Genomic DNA, 21,550 nt, shown 5'->3' on the forward strand with positions numbered 1-21,550 from the left:
ACATAATTATTATAGCAATGAAGAAAATTACTTATGCAATGTCGGTCCTCATGATGGGACTCTCGTTCACTGCCTGCAGTGAAAGTAACAACAACAATGAAGAGAACGGTAACGAGTTCAACGTTATCAACACTACACCATTGGTAGATGAGGACAGCTATCCCCAGAACACCACCGCTGCAAACTACAACAGCAAGGCTTTCGGTCAGGACGCTATCGACAACTGTTTGTCGCTGATTTCAGAGCTTGAAAATGCCAATACCACCATCGCTACAGCAAAACTGAGCGAGGCTCAAGAGGCTTACCTGCGCAAGGTACTCGAGACTCTGGTTGGTAACGTCATCGTGCCTACCTATACACAGTTGGCTGATGATGTTGAGGATTTGGAGAAGACTCTGAACGGCCTGACCGTAAACAGCATTACACAGGCCCAGATTGACAAGGCTTGTGCCGACTTTAAGCAGGCCCGCCAGAACTGGGAGCGCTCTGAGGCATTCCTGATGGGTGCCGCCAGCGATTTTGATATCGACCCAACTATCGATTCATGGCCTTTGAACCGCAGTCTGCTGCTCAACTACTTTAACAATGGCATGAACGACGAGATGCTGGAGGATGCCACCATCCTGGGCTTCCACGCTTTGGAGTTCATCCTGTTCCGTAACGGTCAGAACCGTAAGGTAGCCGAGTTGCAGGGCAACGATACCTACACTAACTTCGAAAAGATTACTGGTGCCCAGGAACTGGCTTACGCTCAGACTATCTGCACCCTGCTTAAGCAGCGTTGCTTCCAGTTGCAGGTTGCCTGGGAGGGCGAGACAGCAGCTAATGCCGCTCGAGTAGCAGTAGTTAAGGCCGCAGGTCTAGACATGACTACCGCCGCAGGTCTCTCTTATGGCGAGAACCTGAAGCAGGCCGGCATCAGTGGTAGCAAGAGCACCTTCCCCACACTGAAGGATGCCATTGCTCAGGTACTGATTAACGACGAGGGCTCATGCTTGGCTATCTGTAACGAGGTAGGTACAGCCAAGATTGCCAACCCCTTCAGCGCTGGCGACATCGCTTATGTAGAGTCGCCTTATAGCTACAACTCTATCACCGACTTCCGCGATAACATCCGCAGTATCCGTAACGTATGGCTGGGTTCAACCGACAAGAAGGCTAACGAGTACAGCTTCCACACTTTCTTTGCCAGCGTAAAGAGCGATAAGGTGAACACCGCTGTAGAAAGCAACTACGTGGGTGCTATCGAGGGTATCAGCAACATGCCAACACCATTCGTTAAGTATTGCAGCGTGGTATGGGGCAAGAACTTCGACGATCCCGACAACTGGGACTCTACATCTGGAGAGTAATACACCTGAAAATTAATTAAACAAATACACTAATGGAGAAAATATCGAAACTAACATGTGTTGTATGTTTCGGAATGCTGTCGGCCGCAGGGCTGACAGCATGTTCCGATAATAACGACTTCGCAGATCTGGGACCTCTGACACCTGAAGAACAAGCATTCGGAAAAGCTACTGGCAACTTTACTGCCGAGGAATGGTACCCCGGCGGTGAGCTCGGCACCACCGAGAAGGCCAGCTATTCGGCCATCACACCTGCAGCCATTGCAGCAGGCATGGAGGACGACTTTAATACAGGCGAAGGTTTCTTCGAGAAGCTCTACACCTTTGAGCAGGAACCACGTAAAGGCTTAGGTCCTGCATGGGTTCGTAACTCGTGTATCGCCTGCCACCCCAGCTATGGTCACGGCAAGCGTCAGACAGAATATCGTGCCAACCAGATTGGCAACGGCTATCTGCTGGTGATTTATCATCCTGATACCAACGGTTACATCACCGAGGTTACAGGTATGCCTCAGACACAGGCCATGTCGCCCTTTAAGGCACCTATCGACGAGAGCCAGATTACTATCGATTGGAAGAACGTAACAGCCATGGAGAGCGGACTGCCCATGCAGTTTGAGGATGGCGAGGAGTACGCCCTCATCTATCCAGAGGTAACCATCCCTCAGACCGCCTTCAACACCAACCCACTGCCTACCAACTACGAGGTACGACTGGAGTCGACCATCGGTGTTTATGGTACAGGCCTTCTCGATGCCATCAGCGATGAGGATATCGAGGCACAGTGGTTAGCCGAATCAAAGCATGCCACCATGAATCCCGCCATGTGGGATCAGGAGGCTGGCACCTTCAAATCATCAGCCTACTATTCGGCTGCTTATAACGACCTAGGTACCTTCCGCGGCAATCATGGTCCGATTAAGCGCTTCACCTATGCCATGACTCGCGGTTCGCTGCAGGATGGTGCAGGTTCGAACGCTATCTGGAATATCACCAACGTCACCCGTAGCGACCGTCACTTCCTTTACACCACCCCAGCATGGGCCAAGGCACAGAGCGAGGATAAGGAGGTTATCAGCTATATCAAAGAGCACGGCGAATCGCCACTCAGCATTCTGCACCCCTACTATGCCGATGGTACCGACGAAGGTATTGCTGCTCGTGTAAACGAGATACTGAGTTGCTCGTCGATTGCCAAGAAGGAGACCTTCGACAAGTACCTGTTTAACGGTGCGCCTTACAATGGCAAGGAAGAGATGAGCGACAAGCAGTACTATCAGTTTATGGTATGGCATCGTGCGCTGGCTGTGCCTGCAGCCCGCAACCTGAATGATGCCGACGTACAGCGTGGTAAGGATCTGTTCTCGCAGATTGGTTGTGCCCGCTGCCACCGTCCTTCATGGAAGACTGGCAACGACGATATGTGGGTAGATGCCAGCATTAAGGCATACGCTAAGAGCATTGGTAAGGATGCCAACAAAATGTTGCCCCGCTATCCTAACCAGACCATCTGGCCTTACACCGATATGGTTCAGCATCGCCTGATGATGAAGAACGACATCCGCACAGGCTGGTGCCGCACCACACCATTGTGGGGCCGCGGACTGTCGCAGTTGCTTACAGGTGCTAACGATCGTCTGCACGACTGCCGTGCCCGCAGTGTACTTGAGGCTATCATGTGGCATGGTTATTCAAAGCAGTCGGATGCTTACGGACCAACAGAGAAATTCTATCATCTGCCTAAGGCCGATAGAGATGCTGTAATAAAATTCATCGAGTCTATATAATAATTTGCCCGCTGCTTACGTTTATTATATATGAAGCGAAGTATAATCATTCTATACATCGTGGTGGTTGCTGTACTGGCAGCCGCCACGGTTTTTGAGAAATATCAGGGTACAGAGTATGTATCCAACAATATCTATGGTGCCTGGTGGTTCTCGGCCTTATGGGCTTTGTTAGTAGCCGTCAGCATATTCTGGCTCATCAAGCGCAAGGTGCGACGTCCATCGGTAATGGTGCTACACCTGTCGTTTGTAGTTATCCTGGCAGGTGCCCTGCTCACGCATCTCACCGCCGTAAGAGGTGTAGTACCTTTACGTCAGGGCGTAGCCACCAACACATTCCTAACACGCGACATGCACCTCCACCAGTTGCCTTTCAACATCTGTCTGGAGCATTTTGACGTAAAGTTCTATGAGGGGACAGAGATGCCATCCGACTATATCTCGCAGGTTACCATCGATGGCAAGCCCTTTACCATCTCAATGAATCAGATTGCCAGTTATAGGAATATCCGCCTGTATCAGATGGACTACGATGCAGATATGCAGGGTAGTATCCTGTCGCTGAATTACGATCCATGGGGCATCCCCGTAACCTACTGTGGTTACGCCTTGCTGTTTGTATCGCTCATCTGGATACTCATCGATCCTAAGGGCAGGTTCCGCGAACAGCTTGCCTTGCTGCGTAATCATCGCTTGCAGCTCAATATCTTTGCTGCAGGCGTGCTGGTTTGTTTCTTATTCCTAATGTACCACTTCCTGAATAAGTACTCACCCGAAAACCATCCCATGCCTGTTCTCAACTCGCGTTTGCTGCCCATCCATATTGCAACTATCATGCTGGCTTACACCCTGTTGTTGTTTGCATGCCTCAGCAGTCTGGTGGGTATCCTGTCTGCCAAGCATCGCCAAGGCATGCAACACCTGTCGCAGATGATGCTCTACCCGGCACTCACTTTCCTAGGCTTTGGTATCTTTATCGGTGCCATCTGGGCCAACATCTCGTGGGGTAACTACTGGTCGTGGGACCCCAAGGAAACCTGGGCACTCATCACCCTGATGATTTACGGCATCCCCGCCCATCGTAGCATCAAACTTAATCACAACGTGTATATGGTTCTGGCATTCCTCACCATCCTCATGACTTACTTTGGTGTAAACTACTTCTTAGGCGGCATGCACTCGTACGCTTAAGGATACACCAATACCTATTTTATATTAGTTCTTTTTATTGAACACCGAAAGGTGCGCGATGCTTAAAACACTCGGTTTTAGGTATTGCGCACTTTATTTTTTCGCCGTACCTTTGCACCGTCGAATTAAAAGTATAACAATGAGAACAGAAAGAAACATCCCAACGGAACTCAAAGTACTGATGAACCACATCTACGAGCTGAATAAAGGCGTGCGCCAGATGGTACTGTTTACCTGCAATAAAAAGTATGGTAACCAGGCTGTTGAACGATTGGAAAGCCAAGGCATACCCTACGTGCTGCAGCCTGCAGGTCAGCAGAACCTGAACGTTTACTTTGGGCGTCGCGAATGTCTGGATGCCATCCGACTCATTGTTACCCGTCCGTTGAACCAACTTACACCTGAAGAGGATTTTATTCTTGGTGCTATGTTGGGGTACGACATCTGTGCCCAGTGCGAGCGCTATTGCAAACGTAAAGGACAATGCGACGGAAACTGCAAATGTAAGAATTAAACCACATAATGATAATATAAAGTAATGAATTCAACTATTGTAATTTATGGTTCCTCTACAGGAACATGCGAGGCCATCGCAGAGAAGATTGCCTCGAAACTGGGCTGCGAAGCCTTGAATGTACAGGATCTTTCGGCCGAAACCGTTGCCGCCAACCAGAATCTGATCTTAGGTACCTCTACCTGGGGAGCTGGCGAACTGCAGGACGATTGGTACGACGGTTTGAAGACCTTGCAGGGTGCCGACCTAAGCGGCAAAACTATCGCCATCTTTGGTTGTGGCGACTGTTCTACCTATAGTGATACCTTTGTAGGTGGTATGGGTGAGCTCTACAACGGCATCAAAGACAGCGGTGCTAACTTTATTGGTAGTGTTGAAACTGATGGTTACACTTTCGACGATTCTGAAGCTGTTATCGATGGTAAGTTTATTGGCCTGCCTCTCGACGACATCAATGAGGACGACCAGACCGATACACGTATCGATGCCTGGTTGGCAGCTATTACTCCAAGTCTTTAATCACAGGTGTAAATTTATAAATAAGTATTTGTTTAGTTAGGGTAAAGGTGGCTAGTCGAGACGACCAGCCACCTTTCTATTTTCAAAAAAAAGACTAATAACAGGCCATTATCCGTTTTTTTTCGTATCTTTGCGGCACAAATTAACAATCATGATAATGCTAAGAATAATTATTTGCCTGCTGGCTATGATGGGAGCTCTTTCGCTCCAAGCAGAAAACAAAGAATTAAAACCACGACTTGTGGTGTGTACAGACATTGCACCTGCTGATGTGGAACCCGACGATATGGAGTCGATGGTACGACTGATGGCCTATGCCGACCAATTTGAAATAGAAGCATTGATTACATCAGTAGGTTGGAACTGCGATCCCTATCCTACAGAATGGGCACAGTATCTGCAACGGGTAATTGAGGCTTACAGACAGGATGTGCCGAAGCTGATGCAACGTTCGAAGCAGAAGAATTTCTTAGCATTTGATAAAGAAAGAAAACAACAGTACATAGGATACTGGCCAAGTGCCGACTATTTGAAGAGCCGTGCGGTAATGGGTAGTATTCACGGTGGCATCAAATCCATTGGTGCTGATAACGATTCACCTGGTAGCGAACTGCTGATACAACTTGCCGACGAAGACGACCCACGCCCAATCTATGTAGCCGCTTGGGGTGGCGCCAACACATTGGCACAAGCCATCTGGCGGGTTAAACAAACACGTTCTGCTGAGGCCTTAAAGCTGTTTTTACATAAGTTCCGTATCTACACCATTACCGACCAAGACATGCATTACAATATGCGTATGAATCGTAGTTACAGTTCGCACATGTGGCTACGTAAGGAGTTTGCCGACGACTTGCTGTTTGTGTGGGATGAAGGCACATGGCAGGAACAGTGTGAACTTGGCAAACGCTATTGGCAACAGCACAAGGACCATATACAAGGCCGAGGGGCGTTAGGCAACGAGTATCCTACCTACAAATGGGGAGTTGAGGGAGATACGCCAAGTTTCCTGTATGTCATGCCAAATGGGTTGAACAATCCCGACGATCCACATCAAGCCGGTTGGGCAGGCTATCATGAGCATGGACTCTGTGCCGACTCGATTACCACCGCCTGGACCAGTTGGCAGGAGCCGCTGCGTAGCATCAGTATAGAGTATAAGCAGCGTTTCTACCCCGATGAGCTTAACGATTTCATGGCACGTATGCAGTGGGCTGCCGAGGGGCATGGCAATCATAATCCTCGAGTTATCATAAACAACAACACAGGTATTTTGCCCATTCATATCACAGCTAAAGCGGGTGATACAATACGCCTTGATGCCTCATCATCGCAGGATAGTGATGGCGACAACCTGCAATTCTTATGGTGGCAGCAGCCTGAGATAGGACGAACAAAGGTGACTATCTCCCAGTCAACCCAGAAGACAGCCACCATACATATCCCTGCAGATACTGCAAACGACACGATTCACATTATTTGCGAAGTACACGACGACGGTCCCTTTCATCTGGTAGCCTATCGCCGCATCATTATTTCTATATAGCCACTAAACTTTGTGGTTATAGTGTCTGATAAGACACGCTACACCAATGGTTGCGAGCAAAAATTCCAAAGCTACTACTAAAATGTATACCATAGTAATTTGATTATAAATTAGGTGAAACAGAACATATCCAATTTTCGAGATTGCATTGGGGCGTTTCAGCATATAGCTGTTCGCCAACAATGTGCGCATGGCGTTCACGCAGTTCATGGCAAATTTTATCTGCATCATGATTCAGTTTGTTACCTAATGCCACTAACACGGCAAAGTTCTTTCCACTTAGGCTAGCACCACGCAGCGTTTGACAAGCCCATTGCCAATGGGGAGTCATACTCCCATCAGCCATAAACTCTAATGCAAGAACAAAACTCTGGCAGTTTTCTATCTGCCTGTTGTTAATACTCTGTACGCTGATAGTTTCAGCGCCAAGCTTGTCGGCTATTTCTTCAGCAATAGCCTGACAACTGTCGTATACCACGACGATTGATTCATGTTTCATACCCACAAAAATTAAGTTGCGCCTCACACCCTTACATCGAGAGCATTTAGCAAATACCGAAAAAGGCTGGTCTTCAGACTTTCCTCCACTCCCAAGCGCCTTCTCACCCAAACGGGCAATGGCATTGATGCTTAGGAGCCATAATGGAGTTCACTGCTGCGGGACAGTCGGAGATTCTCACTCACATTCCCAATTAATCGCGGCTAAGCGAACCTTTACGGGTGAAGGTCGAGGCTATGCCTCAACGTTCACGTTAAGTCGAGGCGTAGCCTCAACTTTCTGCTGCAAATATACAACATTATTCTTATACACCAAACAAAAAAACAAAAATAATTTGTTTAATCAAAAAAAAGGCCCCAGGCCTTCTATCCGTTAGCGAGATAGTTGGCCTGGGGCACGTTTGGCAGTTAACGCTTCGTTCCATTACGCACTGCCCTTCATTGTCAAAAGGATATTGATCATTAGGTTATATCTATTACTTAAAAAAAAGAAAGAGCGATTAAATTTTCTGGTTGCAAAGGTAAGGCAAAAAAACTAATTCCACAAGGGGTTAGACAAATTGTCGGATGGTTTCAGACGAATTGTCGGACAATTTAGACAGTTTATCGGACGAAATGACAATCCGTCGAACAAATTATACAGTTTTTCACACTTTACATCAAGAAAATGATAGTAAAAACAACAATAAAACTACATTTTGTTTTTTAGTTTTAAATAATTGTGTATATTTGCACCTGCAAACTATTTATGATGAGAAAATTTAGATCTATATATATAATAGGTGTAATAATCACCCTTACCATGCTCACAGCTTGTGGTGGTAAGGGCAGTGAAAAACAGAGCAATTTTCCCACAAAGAGGATTTCTACACGTGGCGACAGCATTGCACTGGCTGCCAGGTTTACAGGCGACTTTGAGCATTTCCTGACTGTTACCGATAGTCTGGCTGCCGTTGGCGAACTCTCGCCAATACGTGCCGATGGCTATCGTGGCGTAGCTTATTTTCAGATGGGACAGATGGAAAAGTGCATTGAGTGCTTCCGTCGTGTAGTGGCCATCGAGAATCCTCCTGCCGAGGATTTCTGGGATTATATCCATGCCGGAACCAACCTCGTTATCATGCTTACAACCGATCGCGACTACGATAATGCCATGCGTACCGCCCTCCGCCTGATTGATAAGCTAAAGCAGGTAGACACTCCATACCGTCCTGGCGAATTGCAGACGCTTTACTTGAGTCTTGGCGACACACAGATGATGCTTGAACGGCATAAAGAGGCTGCCCAAAGCTACGACGAAGCTTATAAGTGGGTATTACAAACGCAAAACGATTCTACAAACCGTCCGATAGCAGCCAGCATTGAGACCCTCGAGAATATCGCCGTTACACATCTCCATCATAAAATGGACGAGGCAGGCATATGGGTTGACCGTATGGACTCACTGGTTACCATCTACGAGCAGCAACCCAAACCAATTGAGAAAGAGGTAAAAACACTGCGTGCCTTGGTATATCTGCACCGTGCACAGGTATGCCAAATGCGCGGAAAAGTGGTCGATGCCTACCGCTATTATGCCGACTATTCAAGTACCGACTTTGGCCAGAGTATTGAAGGTCGCATCAATGGCTGCGATTATCTGGTCGCAGCCCATCGCTATTCCGAGGCTTCGGATAACTATACGCATTTAGACCAGTTTATTAAGGACTGGGGCTATGATTACGACTTGGAGACCATTGGCAGAAACCTACTACCCAAGTTGCGCGCTAACTATAATGCTGGCCGAAAGGACTCTGCCCTTCGTGTAGCCATGCAGATAGCCGAGGTTTACGACTCGGCCCTTGTTTGCCAGAAGCGTAGCGAATCTGCCGAACTGGCCACCATCTACGACACACAAGGCAAAGAGCGTCAAATAGCAGAGCAACGCGCCCAGAACCGATTCGTAACAACCATCAGCATTGCCGTCACAACAGCAGCACTACTTATTCTGGCCTTCGGTCTCTATACCTTCCTACAGTGGCGCATCACCCAGCGACGTAACCGCATTCTAGCCCAACAGATTACTCAGGCCGTAGAGTATAAGGAAAAATATAGGGAACTGAAAGCCGCCACCCGCGCTGCCGAAACAGCGAAAATTGTAGAAGCAACAAAAGCCCCAGAACCACCAATTGAGAAAGCACCAGAGCCTGTGGCTGTTACCGAGGTCGAAGTCCCCAAAAAGGAAAACGTTGGAGCAAGCATCAGTATCTCCGACTGTACCACGATAACCGACGAACAGTTGTTCCTTTTCCTGCGGGATCTGATTGAAAACGAAAAACTGTTCCTACAGCCCGACTTTGGCCGACAGTCACTTATCGATCGTACCGGTCTGTCGAAGGAACGTATTGGCGCCGCTTTCTCGCAGGGAAGCAATAGTGTTTCGTTACCAGCCTACGTCCGCGAATTACGTCTCGATTATGCAGTATGTCTGATGAACAGCCAGCCCGAATTGAACGTTGAGCAGGTAAGTCAGGCCAGTGGATTTACCAGCGCCGACACCTTTACCCGTAATTTCCGCACCAAATATGGCATGACGCCAACTACCTATAAACAAACCATTTAGCACGAATAATAACATCCGACCATTTGTCTGAAACCATCCGACTATTTGTCTGTGCTCTTGTGGATATAGTTTTTTTGTTCTATCTTTGCACTAGAAATTAAAAATAAAAGTTATAAAAGTATGGAAACAAATCTAATTATCCTGATGGCATTCGCATTAATAGTGTTAGCAATGATTGTAAGATTGTGGGTACTCGACATGAGCCACAATGGAAAACTGTAATGGTATAAAACATGGAAATAGCGCTGATAGTTCTGTTAGTCGTCGCCGTGGTATTATTTATCCTGGTGGTAAAAATGTTGGTGCTCGACATGACTAACAATGAATAATAATACTATAGTCAAGATGAAAAAATTCTTTTTAATGGTAGTAGCTGCCATGACAGCAACAATCAATGCACAGGCACAGACAAAGCGATCGGTCGACTTCAAAGCTAAGTATCAGCTGAAGGAGGTAGTAGTGATGAGTCGCCATAACATCCGCTCGCCATTGGTGTCGGGCGGTGCTACCTATATGCGAGTAACGCCTTATGAATGGTTTAAGTGGACATCGCCAGGCAGTCAGTTATCACTGCGTGGCGGCGTGCTTGAAACAGAGATGGGACAGTTTTTCCGCAAATGGTTGGTAGGCGAAGGACTGCTGCCCGACAACTACCGTCCCGATGGCGACGATGTACTGTTCTATGCCAACTCTCGCCAGCGCACATTTGCCACAGCCAAGTATTTCTCTGCCGGATTCCTGCCCTTCGCCAACGTTGAGATTAAGCACAAGTACGAGGAGGACAAGATGGATCCCTTGTTTACGCCACAGTTCACAAAGATGAACGATGCCTACCGTCAGCAGGTTCTCGCCGAGATAAACGCCATGCACAATGGTCCACAAGCATGGATGCAGTCTGTCCAGCCCACACTAACGCTAGTGGAGGAAATCATTGACATGGCGCACTCACCAGCAGCGCAGAACGACACAACACACTTCTGGTACGATGATACGCAGTTTACGTTAGAAAAGGGCGACGAACCGAAGATGACTGGCGGCTTTAAGTTGGCCAACAGCGTAGCCGACGCTCTGGTACTGCAATGCTACGAGAGCGAGAGCATGTCGGCCTTCGGCCATGAGTTAACCCAGGAACAATGGCGAGCCATCTGCGGCATCAAGGAAGTGTACGACAATTTGCTCTTCACAACTCACAGTGCTGCAGTAAACCTGGCCTACCCGTTAGTAAGCCGTATCCGTGAAGAACTGCACCATGACGGACGTAAGTTCACGTTCCTCTGTGGTCACGACAGCAATCTGGCTAGCATCGGTGCAGCCTTACGTCTCGTATATCCAGAAACCGAGCAGGCTCTGGAACTTCATACCCCCATCGGTTCTAAACTCGTATTTGAGAAGTGGAGCAACGGTACAGATGAGTACGTTGCCATCAATCTGGTATATCAGGCCGTCAGTCAGCTACAGAACCGCACATTGCTTTCTGTCGAAGAGCCGCCTATGATTCTCCCTGTCACCATCGAAGGACTGACGACCAATAGTGATGGACTCTATCGTCTGTCAGATCTCGATGCCCGCATGGCCGAAACAATGACGGAATACGATGCCATCAAAGACACCGAGACTTCCGCCATCCCAGCTCCTGCCACCACCATTCCCTCCGGCTCTGCCCGTTCCTACACACTCAGCGGAACCCTGGCTTCTAAAAGTTACCGAGGAATCGTTATCGAACAAGGCCATAAGACCGCAAGAACAAAATACTAGTTTTTAAGTATTGCACACCCTACCAATAAGTATTATCTTTGCATTTGAATAAAATGATGTATTTGAATGCAAAGATGTTTCTTGTTGATGATAGCAGTAGTGATACTGCAAAGTATTAATGCTCAGGGCGTTTTAAAAGGTCTGGTAACTGATAAGGATACACACGAACCTATTATTGGAGCTACAATTACAGATGCCGTAAAGCGTAAGCCACTTACAGTGACTAACGCTGATGGTTGCTTTGTCATACCTAAAAAAGGGGATGCGCAACATTCTGCGCAACAAATCAAGATAACCTACATAGGTTATAAACCACTGACAGTAAAAGCTACTGCCAATGGCCACTACGAACTGGAGGCCGAGATTAGTAAGTTGGGCGAAGTGGTAGTAACGGCTCAAGAGAGTCGTGGCCTTACCAGTGCCTCGAAGATTGAAAAGCACGCGATGGAACACCTGCAGCCATCAAGCTTTGCCGATTTACTGGAACTGTTACCAGGTGGCAGCAGCAAAGATCCCGTACTGAGCGCAAACAACAACATCCGACTACGCGAAGCCAGTCCACAGGGCACAAACTATGCCACCTCGTCGTTGGGCACCAGTTTTCTGGTAGATGGTGCACGCATATCTACCAACGCTAACATGCAGCAGGTAAGTGGCGCTTGGGAGAGCGCCTCAACCAATCGCGAGAACACCAACGCAGGTGTTGACATGCGAACCATCTCGACCGACGACATCGAAAGTGTAGAGATTATACGAGGCATCCCCTCGGTAGAATATGGCGACCTGACCAGCGGACTGGTAAAGATAGAGCGCCGTCGTGGTGGACACGACCTCCAGGCACGACTGAAATCGGATATGGGTTCTAAGTTGTTCTATCTGGCAAAAGCCTTTGAGTGGACCAACCATACAACGTTAAACCTGAGCGCCGACTATCTGGACTCGAAAGCCGACCCACGTAACTCCTTAAACAACTACAGTCGCCTTACCCTCTCGGCACGTATGGGTCATACCTGGCAACGCGCCCATCACGACCTGCTGCTAACAACAAATGTAGACTACACTGGCTCGTTCGACGGCGAGAAGCAAGATCCCGACTTGAACAAAGGCGCTATCGACATCTATAAGTCGAACTACAATCGCATCGCCACATCGGCCAAACTGCAACTCCAGATGCATCGTCCCGTATGGCTGAAGAGCGCCGAGATGATGGCATCCGCCTCGTACGAGCACAACACGATAGAACGCACCAAAACAGTAAGCCTGCAGAGTATGACTGGTGCCGTTCTGAATACCAACGAAGGCGAATACGATGCCCTGATACTGCCATACTCCTACGAAGCCTCACAGCAAGTAGATGGCAAGCCACTAAACGTGTTCATAAAGCTAAATGCCCGTTTGCAGATTCCAAGTCGTAAGATAGCCAATACCCTGTTGATAGGTGCCGACTGGAATATGGACAAGAACTACGGACATGGACAGGTGTTCGATCCTGAGCGCCCCGTTTATCCTACGGCACAGATACGCATGCGCAGTCTGAGTGAGAAGCCAGCTAACCACACCCTATCAGTCTATGCCGAGGAGAAAGCTACGCTGCCCTTAGGCAGTTGCCAGTTGGAACTGATGGCTGGTGTACGCGCTCTGCAAATGCTGAACCTGCCTGCCGACTACACGATGCATAGCCACTGGTATCTGGATCCACGAGCCAATGTCGGGTTCACATTCCCACGTTTCATTTTGTTTGGTCAGCCCTCGTTTGTGCGTATCTCTGGCGGTATCGGACAGCATACCAAGATGCCTACCATCGATCAGCTGTTCCCCGATCCTGCCTATATCGATCTATTGCAGCTGAAGTACTATAATATTGATCCTCAGAAAAGTCGAATCAATCAGGTAACGTATATCATTCCTGGCACCAACGCGACTTTAGCGGCAGCACGCAACCTGAAGTGGGAGTTGACTGGCGATTTGAACATAGGCGGCAACCGCTTAACGGCAACCTATTTCAAAGAGAACATGACATCAGGTTTCCGCAGCGAAACCAACTTCGAAGCCTATACTTATAAAAAATACGATGCCAGCGGTGTTGATGCCTCTACATTAATAGCACCACCAACACTCGACGATATGCCCTACGAACAACTGACAGAGCTTTGCGCCTACACACATTACGCCAACGGCAGTCAGACCAAGAAGGAAGGTGTAGAACTCACGTTCGCCTCTAAGCGTATCCCACGACTCTACACGCGTCTTACCATCACCGGTGCCTGGTTCCGCACCACCTATCGTAACTCGCAACTCATCATGGAGCGCCCCAGTGTGGTAGTTGGCAACAGCCGACTGCAGTATGTGGGATTGTACAAAGACCAGGAAGGCATTGTAAACGAGATGGCTAACACCAATTTTATGTTTGATACCGATGTACCTAAACTGCGACTGGGCTTCTCTGTTTCGGCCCAATGCCAATGGTACACCTCTACACAGCGCGATGCCATCAGTAGCGAACCTGATGCTTATATGGATTCGCAAGGCATTATCCACGAGTGGACTGAAGCATGTGCTCAGGATGCCTACCTGAAGTGGCTGGTTCGTACATCAACCAACTACACCAAGAGCACCGTACCGTTTGCCATGAATCTGAACCTGAAGATTACCAAAAAACTGCTGAACGACAGGCTGAAGTTAGCCTTGTTCTGCAACAGAATCTGGGATTACTCACCTAGCTACGAAAGCTACGGCAAGACCATTCGTAGACATACAAAACCCTATTTCGGACTTGAGATGAATGTAAAGATATGAAGAAACTGTTGATGATACTTACATGCTGTATGACATTGGCATTAACAGCCTGTCATCAGGACAACGACGATTATATGACGTTGGCTACTATCCAACTGGATGGTGGCAGCGACGTGACTATTGAGCGCGTACAGGCGATGGCCCACCTCACCAATCTGAACACGAAACACGTAGTTAGCACTGCCGACTTTACTGGTGCTCAGGTGCAGATAGAACTGCTGCGCGGTGCCTATCAGGTCAGCATCGAAGGAGTGCTGAGCTATACCGACCAGACCGGCAACAAACGCATCCGTTCGTTTCGTGCCGTAAGCGACTATGTAGAGCTGGTAGGAACAGGTACCAGCAAGGCAACCATCAACATTATATACCTGGATTAAACATGAAAAATAATATCTTTACCATATTGGCGCTGCTATGCGCACTGATACCTGCAGAGGCTGCCACCACCGATACAGCCTATGTGGAACGCCACTCGCTATGGCGACAAACCTATAGCGAAGCACTGCAAAACCCTGCACTGATGACGCATGCCTATCTGAAACCCTTTACAGAGTTGAGCTTGCAATGCGACTATCGCCATCAAAGCGAGGCATTCCAAATTGAACAGGGCACAGGCTACTTGAAGCCCGAACTGGCAGCCCAATCGTATATCCGCCTCACACCCTCATCGGTAGTATGGGGCCAGGCATCATACGGCAATGGCATGCAGTATCATCAGGTATATAATAATGTGGCCGATTTCGACCTACTCTATCCCGATGTGATTGCCGACAGTCTGGGAGGCGATACCCACCGCGAACGGTATTATTTTGCTGGTGGCTATGCTGTCGAGAAAGGGAACTGGCAATTAGGCGGCGAACTGAAGTTTCGTGCCGAACAGGATTATCGTACATACGACCCACGTATGCGTAGCATCGTTTCCGACCTGACACTGAAGGCTGGAGCAGCCCGCCAAATAGGCATCTATCATCTTGGCTTGGCACTCGAAGGGAACATCTACCGTCAGACTGCCGATATCGATTTCTATGGCGAACAGAACGGAATGGGCGAGCTGCAGATGACAGGATTAGGTACTAACTATACCCGTTTTTCAGGTTCTAACCGCGACATTTTCTACGAAGGTAAAGGTGGAGCGATAACCTTCGATCTGCAACCTCTTACCACAAGTGGTTGGATGCTTCATCTCAGTCATGCATTACACCAGTACGAGCGTCTGTTGGATGAGTATAACTCGTTACCGCTTACTACCCTTTATCGCCAGCAGAACCGCTTGACGGTAGGTTGGCGCAAGCAGTCGGATACTAACGAAAAGGCCCTGATATTACATGCCGATTACGACAAACGTGCCAGCGATGAGCATGTGGCAGGCACATCGTCGGGACAGGAATATCCCATACTTACCCAGCTTACTATGTATCGTCAGCATCGCTGGGATGTGGGCGCTACTGCCCTTTACGGCTATCGTGTCTGGCACCTGCAACTACGTGCCGGCTATCTGAGCCATCGTGAGCAATACGCCTATGTAGAACGCAAGATGAACTACAGTCGTGTGTATGGTGAGTTCACAGCGCAATGGCTCAAAGCCGTCAACGAATCATTGCGCTTGAATATCTATGCCAAAGGTGGCTATGCCGCCAATATCAACAGTAAGATTGTGATGCCCTATGCCAATATGGCGGCCAGCATCAAGGCCTATATCAATCACAATTACCGATATCAGAAGGCCAGCTACGCCCAGGCCCAGAGTGGTATCCGTGCAGATTATCAACCCGCTACATGGTCGGTTGGCTTATATGGTCAGTTGGCAACTGCCTGGCAGTTCTGCAGCGAAGGCGAGCATGAGGCCAATCTGCACGTATCGTTAGGAATTATGTTTTAATTATCAAATAGCTAAGAAATGAAAAAGAATGTATTTTTGAGTATGATGCTCATGGCTGCAAGTATGGTATTCGTAGCTTGTAGCAGCGACGACGCTCCTTACGTTGTTGAGAATGGTATAGTAACCATCGAGATGCCTATCAACGTTAGTAATGTAGTGCTGAACAGTTTTGAGGGTACAGCCACCAACGTACAGAGTGGCGAAGTAACCACATTGGCTACTCCTGTAAAGGACGGCGACAACTACGTGATCACCATCCCCAGTCTGACTGAGGGAAAGTACAACCTCACCGCCAAAGGAAATATCTCGTTTGTAAAGGATGGTGTGGCTGGTACTACCGATTTCGAGGTATCTTCGAACGATGTTGCTCTGAACGAGACCTCAACAACAGCCAAGCTGGTAGTCAGCTCGTTCAAAGCCGAAGGTGGATTCGTTTTCTCTGAGATATGTACCACCGGTACACTGAAGCCTGATAACAAGAATTACAACTACGATGCTTACTTCGTGATCACCAACAACAGCGACGTAGTGCTTTATGCCGACAGCATAGCCCTCATCGAGTCGCAGTACCAGAGTGCCAGCTCAGGCTATCAGCCTTGGAGCCCAGATGTACGTCCATACGCCATCCCTGCAGGTGCAGTATTCATGATTCCAGGTAACGGTAAGGATCACCCTGTAAAGCCCGGCGAAAGCATTGTAATTGCCAACAATGCCATGGATCATCGTACCGTCAACGAGAACTCATACGACCTGACTGGTGCCGATTTCGAGGTATATCTCGACAATGGCGGCAACAGCATGGATACCGATTACGATACGCCTAATCTGGAGTATATCTGGTGCTACACCAATACCATCTGGTTGCCTTCAGTACAGCAGAACCGCAGCTATGCCATCGCCCGCATGAAGGAGAATAAAGAAACCTTCCTGGCTAACCATAGCGAGACACCAACCTACACTGCAACAACCGGAAAGGTAATGGAGAGCAAGCAGGTACAGATTCCTAACGAGTGGGTACTCGATGCCGTAAACCTGGGTACTGAGGACGATTTCGGTTGGTTTGTTATTTCCGAGACACTGGATGCTGGTTGGGTTGCTGGCCGCGCCAACTCAAAGGACACCACCCAGCGTGGAACTTCTATCAAGCGTAAGCAGGACTCTACAGGCAAGTATATCGACACCAACAATTCTACAAACGACATGGAGGCTCGTCAGGTGCCTTCGATGAAAAAGTAATTAACAATGAAGAAATTATATTCTCTTTTCGCTCTGGCGCTGCTGTCGGTATCGGCAGTGGCCCAGAGCCTGCCACAGGACCCTACCATCCGTAAGGGCAAACTGAAGAATGGCATGACCTACTATATCCGTCATAATGCTAAGGAGGCAGGTCTGGCCGATTTCTATATTGCCCAGCGTGTAGGTTCCATACTGGAGGAGCCCCGCCAGCGCGGACTGGCTCACTTTCTCGAGCATATGGCCTTTAACGGTACCAAGAACTTCCCCGGCAAAGGTAAGAAGTTGGGTATTGTTCCCTGGTGCGAGACCATCGGTGTAAAGTTCGGCGCCAACCTGAATGCCTACACCTCTATCGACCAGACGGTGTATCACATCGGTTCCGCTCCTTTGAAGCGCGAGGGCATCATCGACTCTTGCCTGCTGGTGCTGCACGACTGGAGCCACTACCTGCTGTTGGAGGATGCAGAGATTGACAAGGAGCGTGGCGTTATCCACGAGGAGTGGCGTACACGCCGTGCCGGCATGGCCGTACAGCGCCTGATGGAGCAGGCAATGCCAAAGATTTACAAAGGCACCAAGTACGAGGACTGTATGCCTATCGGTTCGATGGATATCGTGGATAACTTCCCCTATCAGGACCTGCGCGACTACTATCAGAAATGGTACCGTCCCGATCTGCAGGCCATCATCGTTGTAGGTGATATCGACGTGAACAAGATGGAGAAGAAAATCAAGAAGATCTTCGCTCCTATCCCCATGCCAAAGAAGGCTGCCCAGCGTATCTACTACCCTGTAGATGATAACGAAAAGATGATTGTTGATATCGAGAAGGATAAGGAGCAGCCCATTGCCCTGTGTCATATCTACCAGAAGCGCGAAGCCACTCCTGATAGCGAGAAGAACAGCGAGAAATACCTGCGCGACGACTATATCGACGGACTCATCAGCAGCATGCTGAACGACCGTCTGGTAGAGTTGCGCCAGTTGCCTGTGCCACCATTCCAGAGTGCCACCGGTCGTGCTTCCGAGTTCTTCCTCAGCCGCACCAAGGATGCCTTCTCGTTAAGCATCAGCTGTAAGCAGGATAACATCTTAGGTGGTATCATCAGCGCTGTAGGTGTGGCAGAGCGTGCCCGTCAGCACGGCTTTACCCAGAGTGAACTGGAGCGTGCCAAGAAGCTGCGCCTGAATGCTGCCGAGCGCCGTGCCAAGATGCAGGGCGACTACCGTAACTCGCATTACGTAAATGTATGTGTTGATAACTTCCTGGAGGGTGAGCCCATGCTCAGTGCCGACTTTAAGTTAGAGAATACCAAGAAACTGGATCGTGAGGTAACACTGGCCGAGGTGAACGCTGCCGTAAAGGAGCTCATCACCGACAAGAATCAGGTAGTAGTGATGTACGCACCCGATAAGGAGGGATTTGAGATTCCATCAGAGCAGCAGATTGAGCAGGTTATCCTGGCAGCTCAGCAGCAGGCTTATGCACCTTATGCAGAGCAGCAGCTGGCCAGCTCGCTGATGAGCAATCTGCCAAAGGCTGGCACCATCGTAAGCGAGAAGCCCTACCGTCACGGTTTTACCGAACTCACCCTGAGCAACGGCATGAAGGTATATACCAAGAAGACCGATTACGAGGCCGATGCCGTTTCTATGCGCATGTATGGCGAAGGTGGCACCTCGCTCTATGGCGATGAGGATATCCCCAACTTCTCGATTATTACCAGTGGTGCTACCGAAGGTGGCGTAGGTCAGTTCGATGCCGTTACCCTGCGCAAGATGCTCACTGGTAAGAGTGTGCGCGTTAGTCCTTCTGTTGGCACCAAGGGACAGAGCATCAACGGTAGTGCTTCGCTGAAGGATATGGAGACCATGTTCCAGCTCTCGTATCTCTATTTCACCCAGCCACGCCGCGATGAGGCAGCTTTTGCCAGTCTGATGAACCGTCAGCGTGCGTTCCTGGCCAACCGTAATGCCTCACCTAAGGTAGATTACAACGACTCTATCCGTGCCGTGCTCTATGGCCATCATCCCCGTGTGGCTCCCGTGGTACAGTCAACACTCGATAAGATCAGCTACGACCGCATCCTTGAGATTTACAAGGAGCGATTCAGTGATGCCGCTAATTTCAAGACCGTGATTATCGGAAACTTCGACGAACAGCAGTTACGCCAGTACCTCTGTCAGTATCTGGCCGCCCTGCCTGCTACTGGCAAGCACGAACTTACCAACCAGGCCAACGTACCACAGATTGTGGATGGACAGCAGGTGGTAAAGTTCACCAAAAAGATGGCTACACCATTGGCTAATGTCAGCATCTACCTGACCGCAGATGTAGATTTCACCCCAAAGAGCGATCTCGAGCTCGACTTCCTGAAGCGTTGTCTTTCCATCGCCTATACCGACTCTGTTCGCGAGGAGAAGGGCGGTACTTACGGTGTAAGTGTAGATTTCGACCTGGATAAGGACGACCAGCCTAATGCCACCTTGAAGATTGCCTATAATGCCGATCCCAGTCGCTATGACGAGTTGAATCCAATCATCTACCAGCAGCTGCAGAACATCGCCAACAACGGTCCTGCTGCCACATCGCTGAAGAAGGTGAAGGAGTATCTCACCAAGCAGTATGCCCAGATGGCTATTACCAACGATTACTGGAGTTACATTATCTGGCACGAGCTGGACGATGATACCGACTTCGACCGCGACTACTGCAAGCTGGTTAACGAGGTAACCGCTGACGACGTACAGCGTATGGCCCAGAAGATTCTGGCTGCCAAGCGACGTATTGAGGTAACGATGCTATCGGAATAAAAAATAAATGGGTGACCGGTTGGTCACCCATTTTTTATTAACAAACAACTTAAAGTGGATAATCTTCGAATGCATAAAGCACTGTCGAGAGATAGCGCTCGCCAGTATCAGGCAGCAGCACTACTATCTTCTTACCCTTATTCTCAGGACGCTTAGCCACCTCGGTAGCAGCATAGAGGGCTGCACCTGCCGAGATACCTACCAGCAGACCTTCCTGCTGAGCAATCTCACGACCTGTACGGATAGCAGCGTCGTTCTCTACATCAAACACCTCGTCGATAACAGTTGCATCGTAGGTCTTGGGAATGAAACCTGCACCGATACCCTGAATCTTGTGAGGACCGCTCTGACCGCCGTTCAGTACAGGGCTCGACTTGGGCTCTACAGCAATAATTTTCACGTTTGGATTCTGCTCCTTCAGATACTTACCTGTACCGCTGATAGTACCACCAGTACCAACACCGCCGATAAAGATATCGACCTGTCCATCGGTGTCACGCCAGATCTCAGGACCTGTAGTAGCATAGTGCTTAGCAGGGTTAGCAGCGTTCTCAAACTGCTGCAGAATCACAGCACCAGGGATAGAGTCGCGCAGTTCCTCTGCAGCGCGGATGGCGCCTGGCATGCCGTCTTTACCAGAAGTGAGTCGTACCTCGGCACCATAGGCTTTCACAAGGTTTCGGCGCTCTACACTCATGGTTTCAGGCATGGTAAGGATCAAATGGTAGCCTTTGACGGCTGATACCAGTGCCAGTCCTACGCCCGTGTTTCCAGAGGTTGGTTCGATAATGGTTGCACCTGGCTTCAAGATGCCTTTGGCCTCTGCGTCTTCAATCATCGCCAGTGCGATACGATCTTTTACGCTACCACCAGGATTAAAGAATTCTACCTTGGCAATAACAGGAGTCTCCAGACCCTTTGCCTGTGAAAACTTGTTGAGCTCAAGAAGTGGAGTGTTGCCGACGAGCTCTGTCAGCTGTTTTGCAATTTTACTCATAATCCTTACCTTTTTTATAAAATTAATAACAAATAAATCTCTCTCTTCAAGATGATTTTTATCA

The 21,550-nt window shown here is 48.9% G+C and carries 15 protein-coding genes and 1 riboswitch; of the genes, 13 read left to right on the forward strand and 2 right to left on the reverse strand.

Translation table 11 applies throughout. The features are described 5' to 3' along the window. The first annotated feature begins 17 nt into the window (after positions 1-17). The 6 genes from T500_RS15825 (at position 18) to T500_RS0110670 (ending at position 6,909) form a co-directional block, all read left to right on the forward strand. Positions 18-1,352, forward strand: coding sequence for an imelysin family protein (locus tag T500_RS15825; protein ID WP_080694865.1), 1,335 nt, complete (start codon positions 18-20; stop codon positions 1,350-1,352). Positions 1,353-1,384: 32 nt separating this feature from the next. Continuing rightward, the gene (locus T500_RS0110650; RefSeq protein ID WP_028908097.1) at positions 1,385-3,139 is read left to right on the forward strand and encodes a di-heme oxidoredictase family protein; all 1,755 of its coding nucleotides are present in this window, start codon (positions 1,385-1,387) and stop codon (positions 3,137-3,139) included. A gap of 30 nt (positions 3,140-3,169) precedes the next feature. Continuing rightward, positions 3,170-4,330 (forward strand): cytochrome c biogenesis protein CcsA, encoded by a 1,161-nt coding sequence (gene ccsA, locus T500_RS0110655; RefSeq protein WP_028908098.1) that lies wholly within the window; start codon positions 3,170-3,172, stop codon positions 4,328-4,330. 139 nt (positions 4,331-4,469) lie between these two features. Then, entirely contained in the window at positions 4,470-4,844 is a 375-nt protein-coding gene (locus tag T500_RS0110660; protein WP_028908099.1) for a DUF2023 family protein, read from the forward strand. Between the two features lie 24 nt (positions 4,845-4,868). After that, positions 4,869-5,363, forward strand: a complete 495-nt coding sequence (gene fldA, locus T500_RS0110665; protein WP_013064475.1) for a flavodoxin FldA — start codon at positions 4,869-4,871, stop codon at positions 5,361-5,363. Positions 5,364-5,520: 157 nt separating this feature from the next. Further along, a complete protein-coding gene (locus tag T500_RS0110670; protein ID WP_196243504.1) occupies positions 5,521-6,909 on the forward strand; it encodes a DUF1593 domain-containing protein in 1,389 nt (462 codons plus the stop codon). Positions 6,910-7,012: 103 nt separating this feature from the next. Here T500_RS0110670 and T500_RS15830 read toward each other — a convergent pair whose 3' ends face one another. Next, the gene (locus T500_RS15830; RefSeq protein ID WP_036908982.1) at positions 7,013-7,408 is read right to left on the reverse strand and encodes a hypothetical protein; all 396 of its coding nucleotides are present in this window, start codon (positions 7,406-7,408) and stop codon (positions 7,013-7,015) included. A gap of 46 nt (positions 7,409-7,454) precedes the next feature. Then, a riboswitch (cobalamin riboswitch) is annotated at positions 7,455-7,640 on the reverse strand. Positions 7,641-8,158: 518 nt separating this feature from the next. Here T500_RS15830 and T500_RS0110680 point away from each other — a divergent pair. The 7 genes from T500_RS0110680 to T500_RS0110715 all read left to right on the forward strand — a co-directional run bounded on the left by T500_RS0110680 (position 8,159) and on the right by T500_RS0110715 (position 20,489). Beyond that, on the forward strand, positions 8,159-10,009 hold the full coding sequence (locus T500_RS0110680) for a helix-turn-helix domain-containing protein (protein WP_028908102.1): 1,851 nt from the start codon (positions 8,159-8,161) through the stop codon (positions 10,007-10,009). Between the two features lie 345 nt (positions 10,010-10,354). Beyond that, positions 10,355-11,764, forward strand: coding sequence for a histidine-type phosphatase (locus T500_RS15835; RefSeq protein WP_196243505.1), 1,410 nt, complete (start codon positions 10,355-10,357; stop codon positions 11,762-11,764). Between the two features lie 66 nt (positions 11,765-11,830). Next, the gene (locus tag T500_RS0110695) at positions 11,831-14,560 is read left to right on the forward strand and encodes a TonB-dependent receptor (RefSeq protein WP_028908103.1); all 2,730 of its coding nucleotides are present in this window, start codon (positions 11,831-11,833) and stop codon (positions 14,558-14,560) included. Beyond that, complete coding sequence (locus T500_RS15840) at positions 14,557-14,937, forward strand: hypothetical protein (protein WP_051612030.1); 381 nt, start codon at positions 14,557-14,559, stop codon at positions 14,935-14,937. Before T500_RS0110695 ends, T500_RS15840 begins: the two co-directional genes overlap by 4 nt. Positions 14,938-14,939: 2 nt before the next feature. Beyond that, positions 14,940-16,439, forward strand: a complete 1,500-nt coding sequence (locus tag T500_RS0110705; RefSeq protein ID WP_036908984.1) for a DUF6850 family outer membrane beta-barrel protein — start codon at positions 14,940-14,942, stop codon at positions 16,437-16,439. An 18-nt stretch (positions 16,440-16,457) separates the two neighbouring features. Next, a complete protein-coding gene (locus tag T500_RS0110710; RefSeq protein WP_028908105.1) occupies positions 16,458-17,675 on the forward strand; it encodes a DUF4876 domain-containing protein in 1,218 nt (405 codons plus the stop codon). 6 nt (positions 17,676-17,681) lie between these two features. After that, the gene (locus T500_RS0110715; RefSeq protein WP_028908106.1) at positions 17,682-20,489 is read left to right on the forward strand and encodes a M16 family metallopeptidase; all 2,808 of its coding nucleotides are present in this window, start codon (positions 17,682-17,684) and stop codon (positions 20,487-20,489) included. Positions 20,490-20,538: 49 nt separating this feature from the next. On the opposite strand, the gene cysK is transcribed toward T500_RS0110715, so the two are convergent. Next, complete coding sequence (cysK, locus tag T500_RS0110720; RefSeq protein ID WP_013064323.1) at positions 20,539-21,486, reverse strand: cysteine synthase A; 948 nt, start codon at positions 21,484-21,486, stop codon at positions 20,539-20,541. Between the last annotated feature and the right edge of the window lie 64 nt (positions 21,487-21,550).

It is taken from the genome of Xylanibacter ruminicola Ga6B6 (genome assembly GCF_000687715.1).
GTDB lineage: Bacteria > Bacteroidota > Bacteroidia > Bacteroidales > Bacteroidaceae > Prevotella > Prevotella ruminicola_B.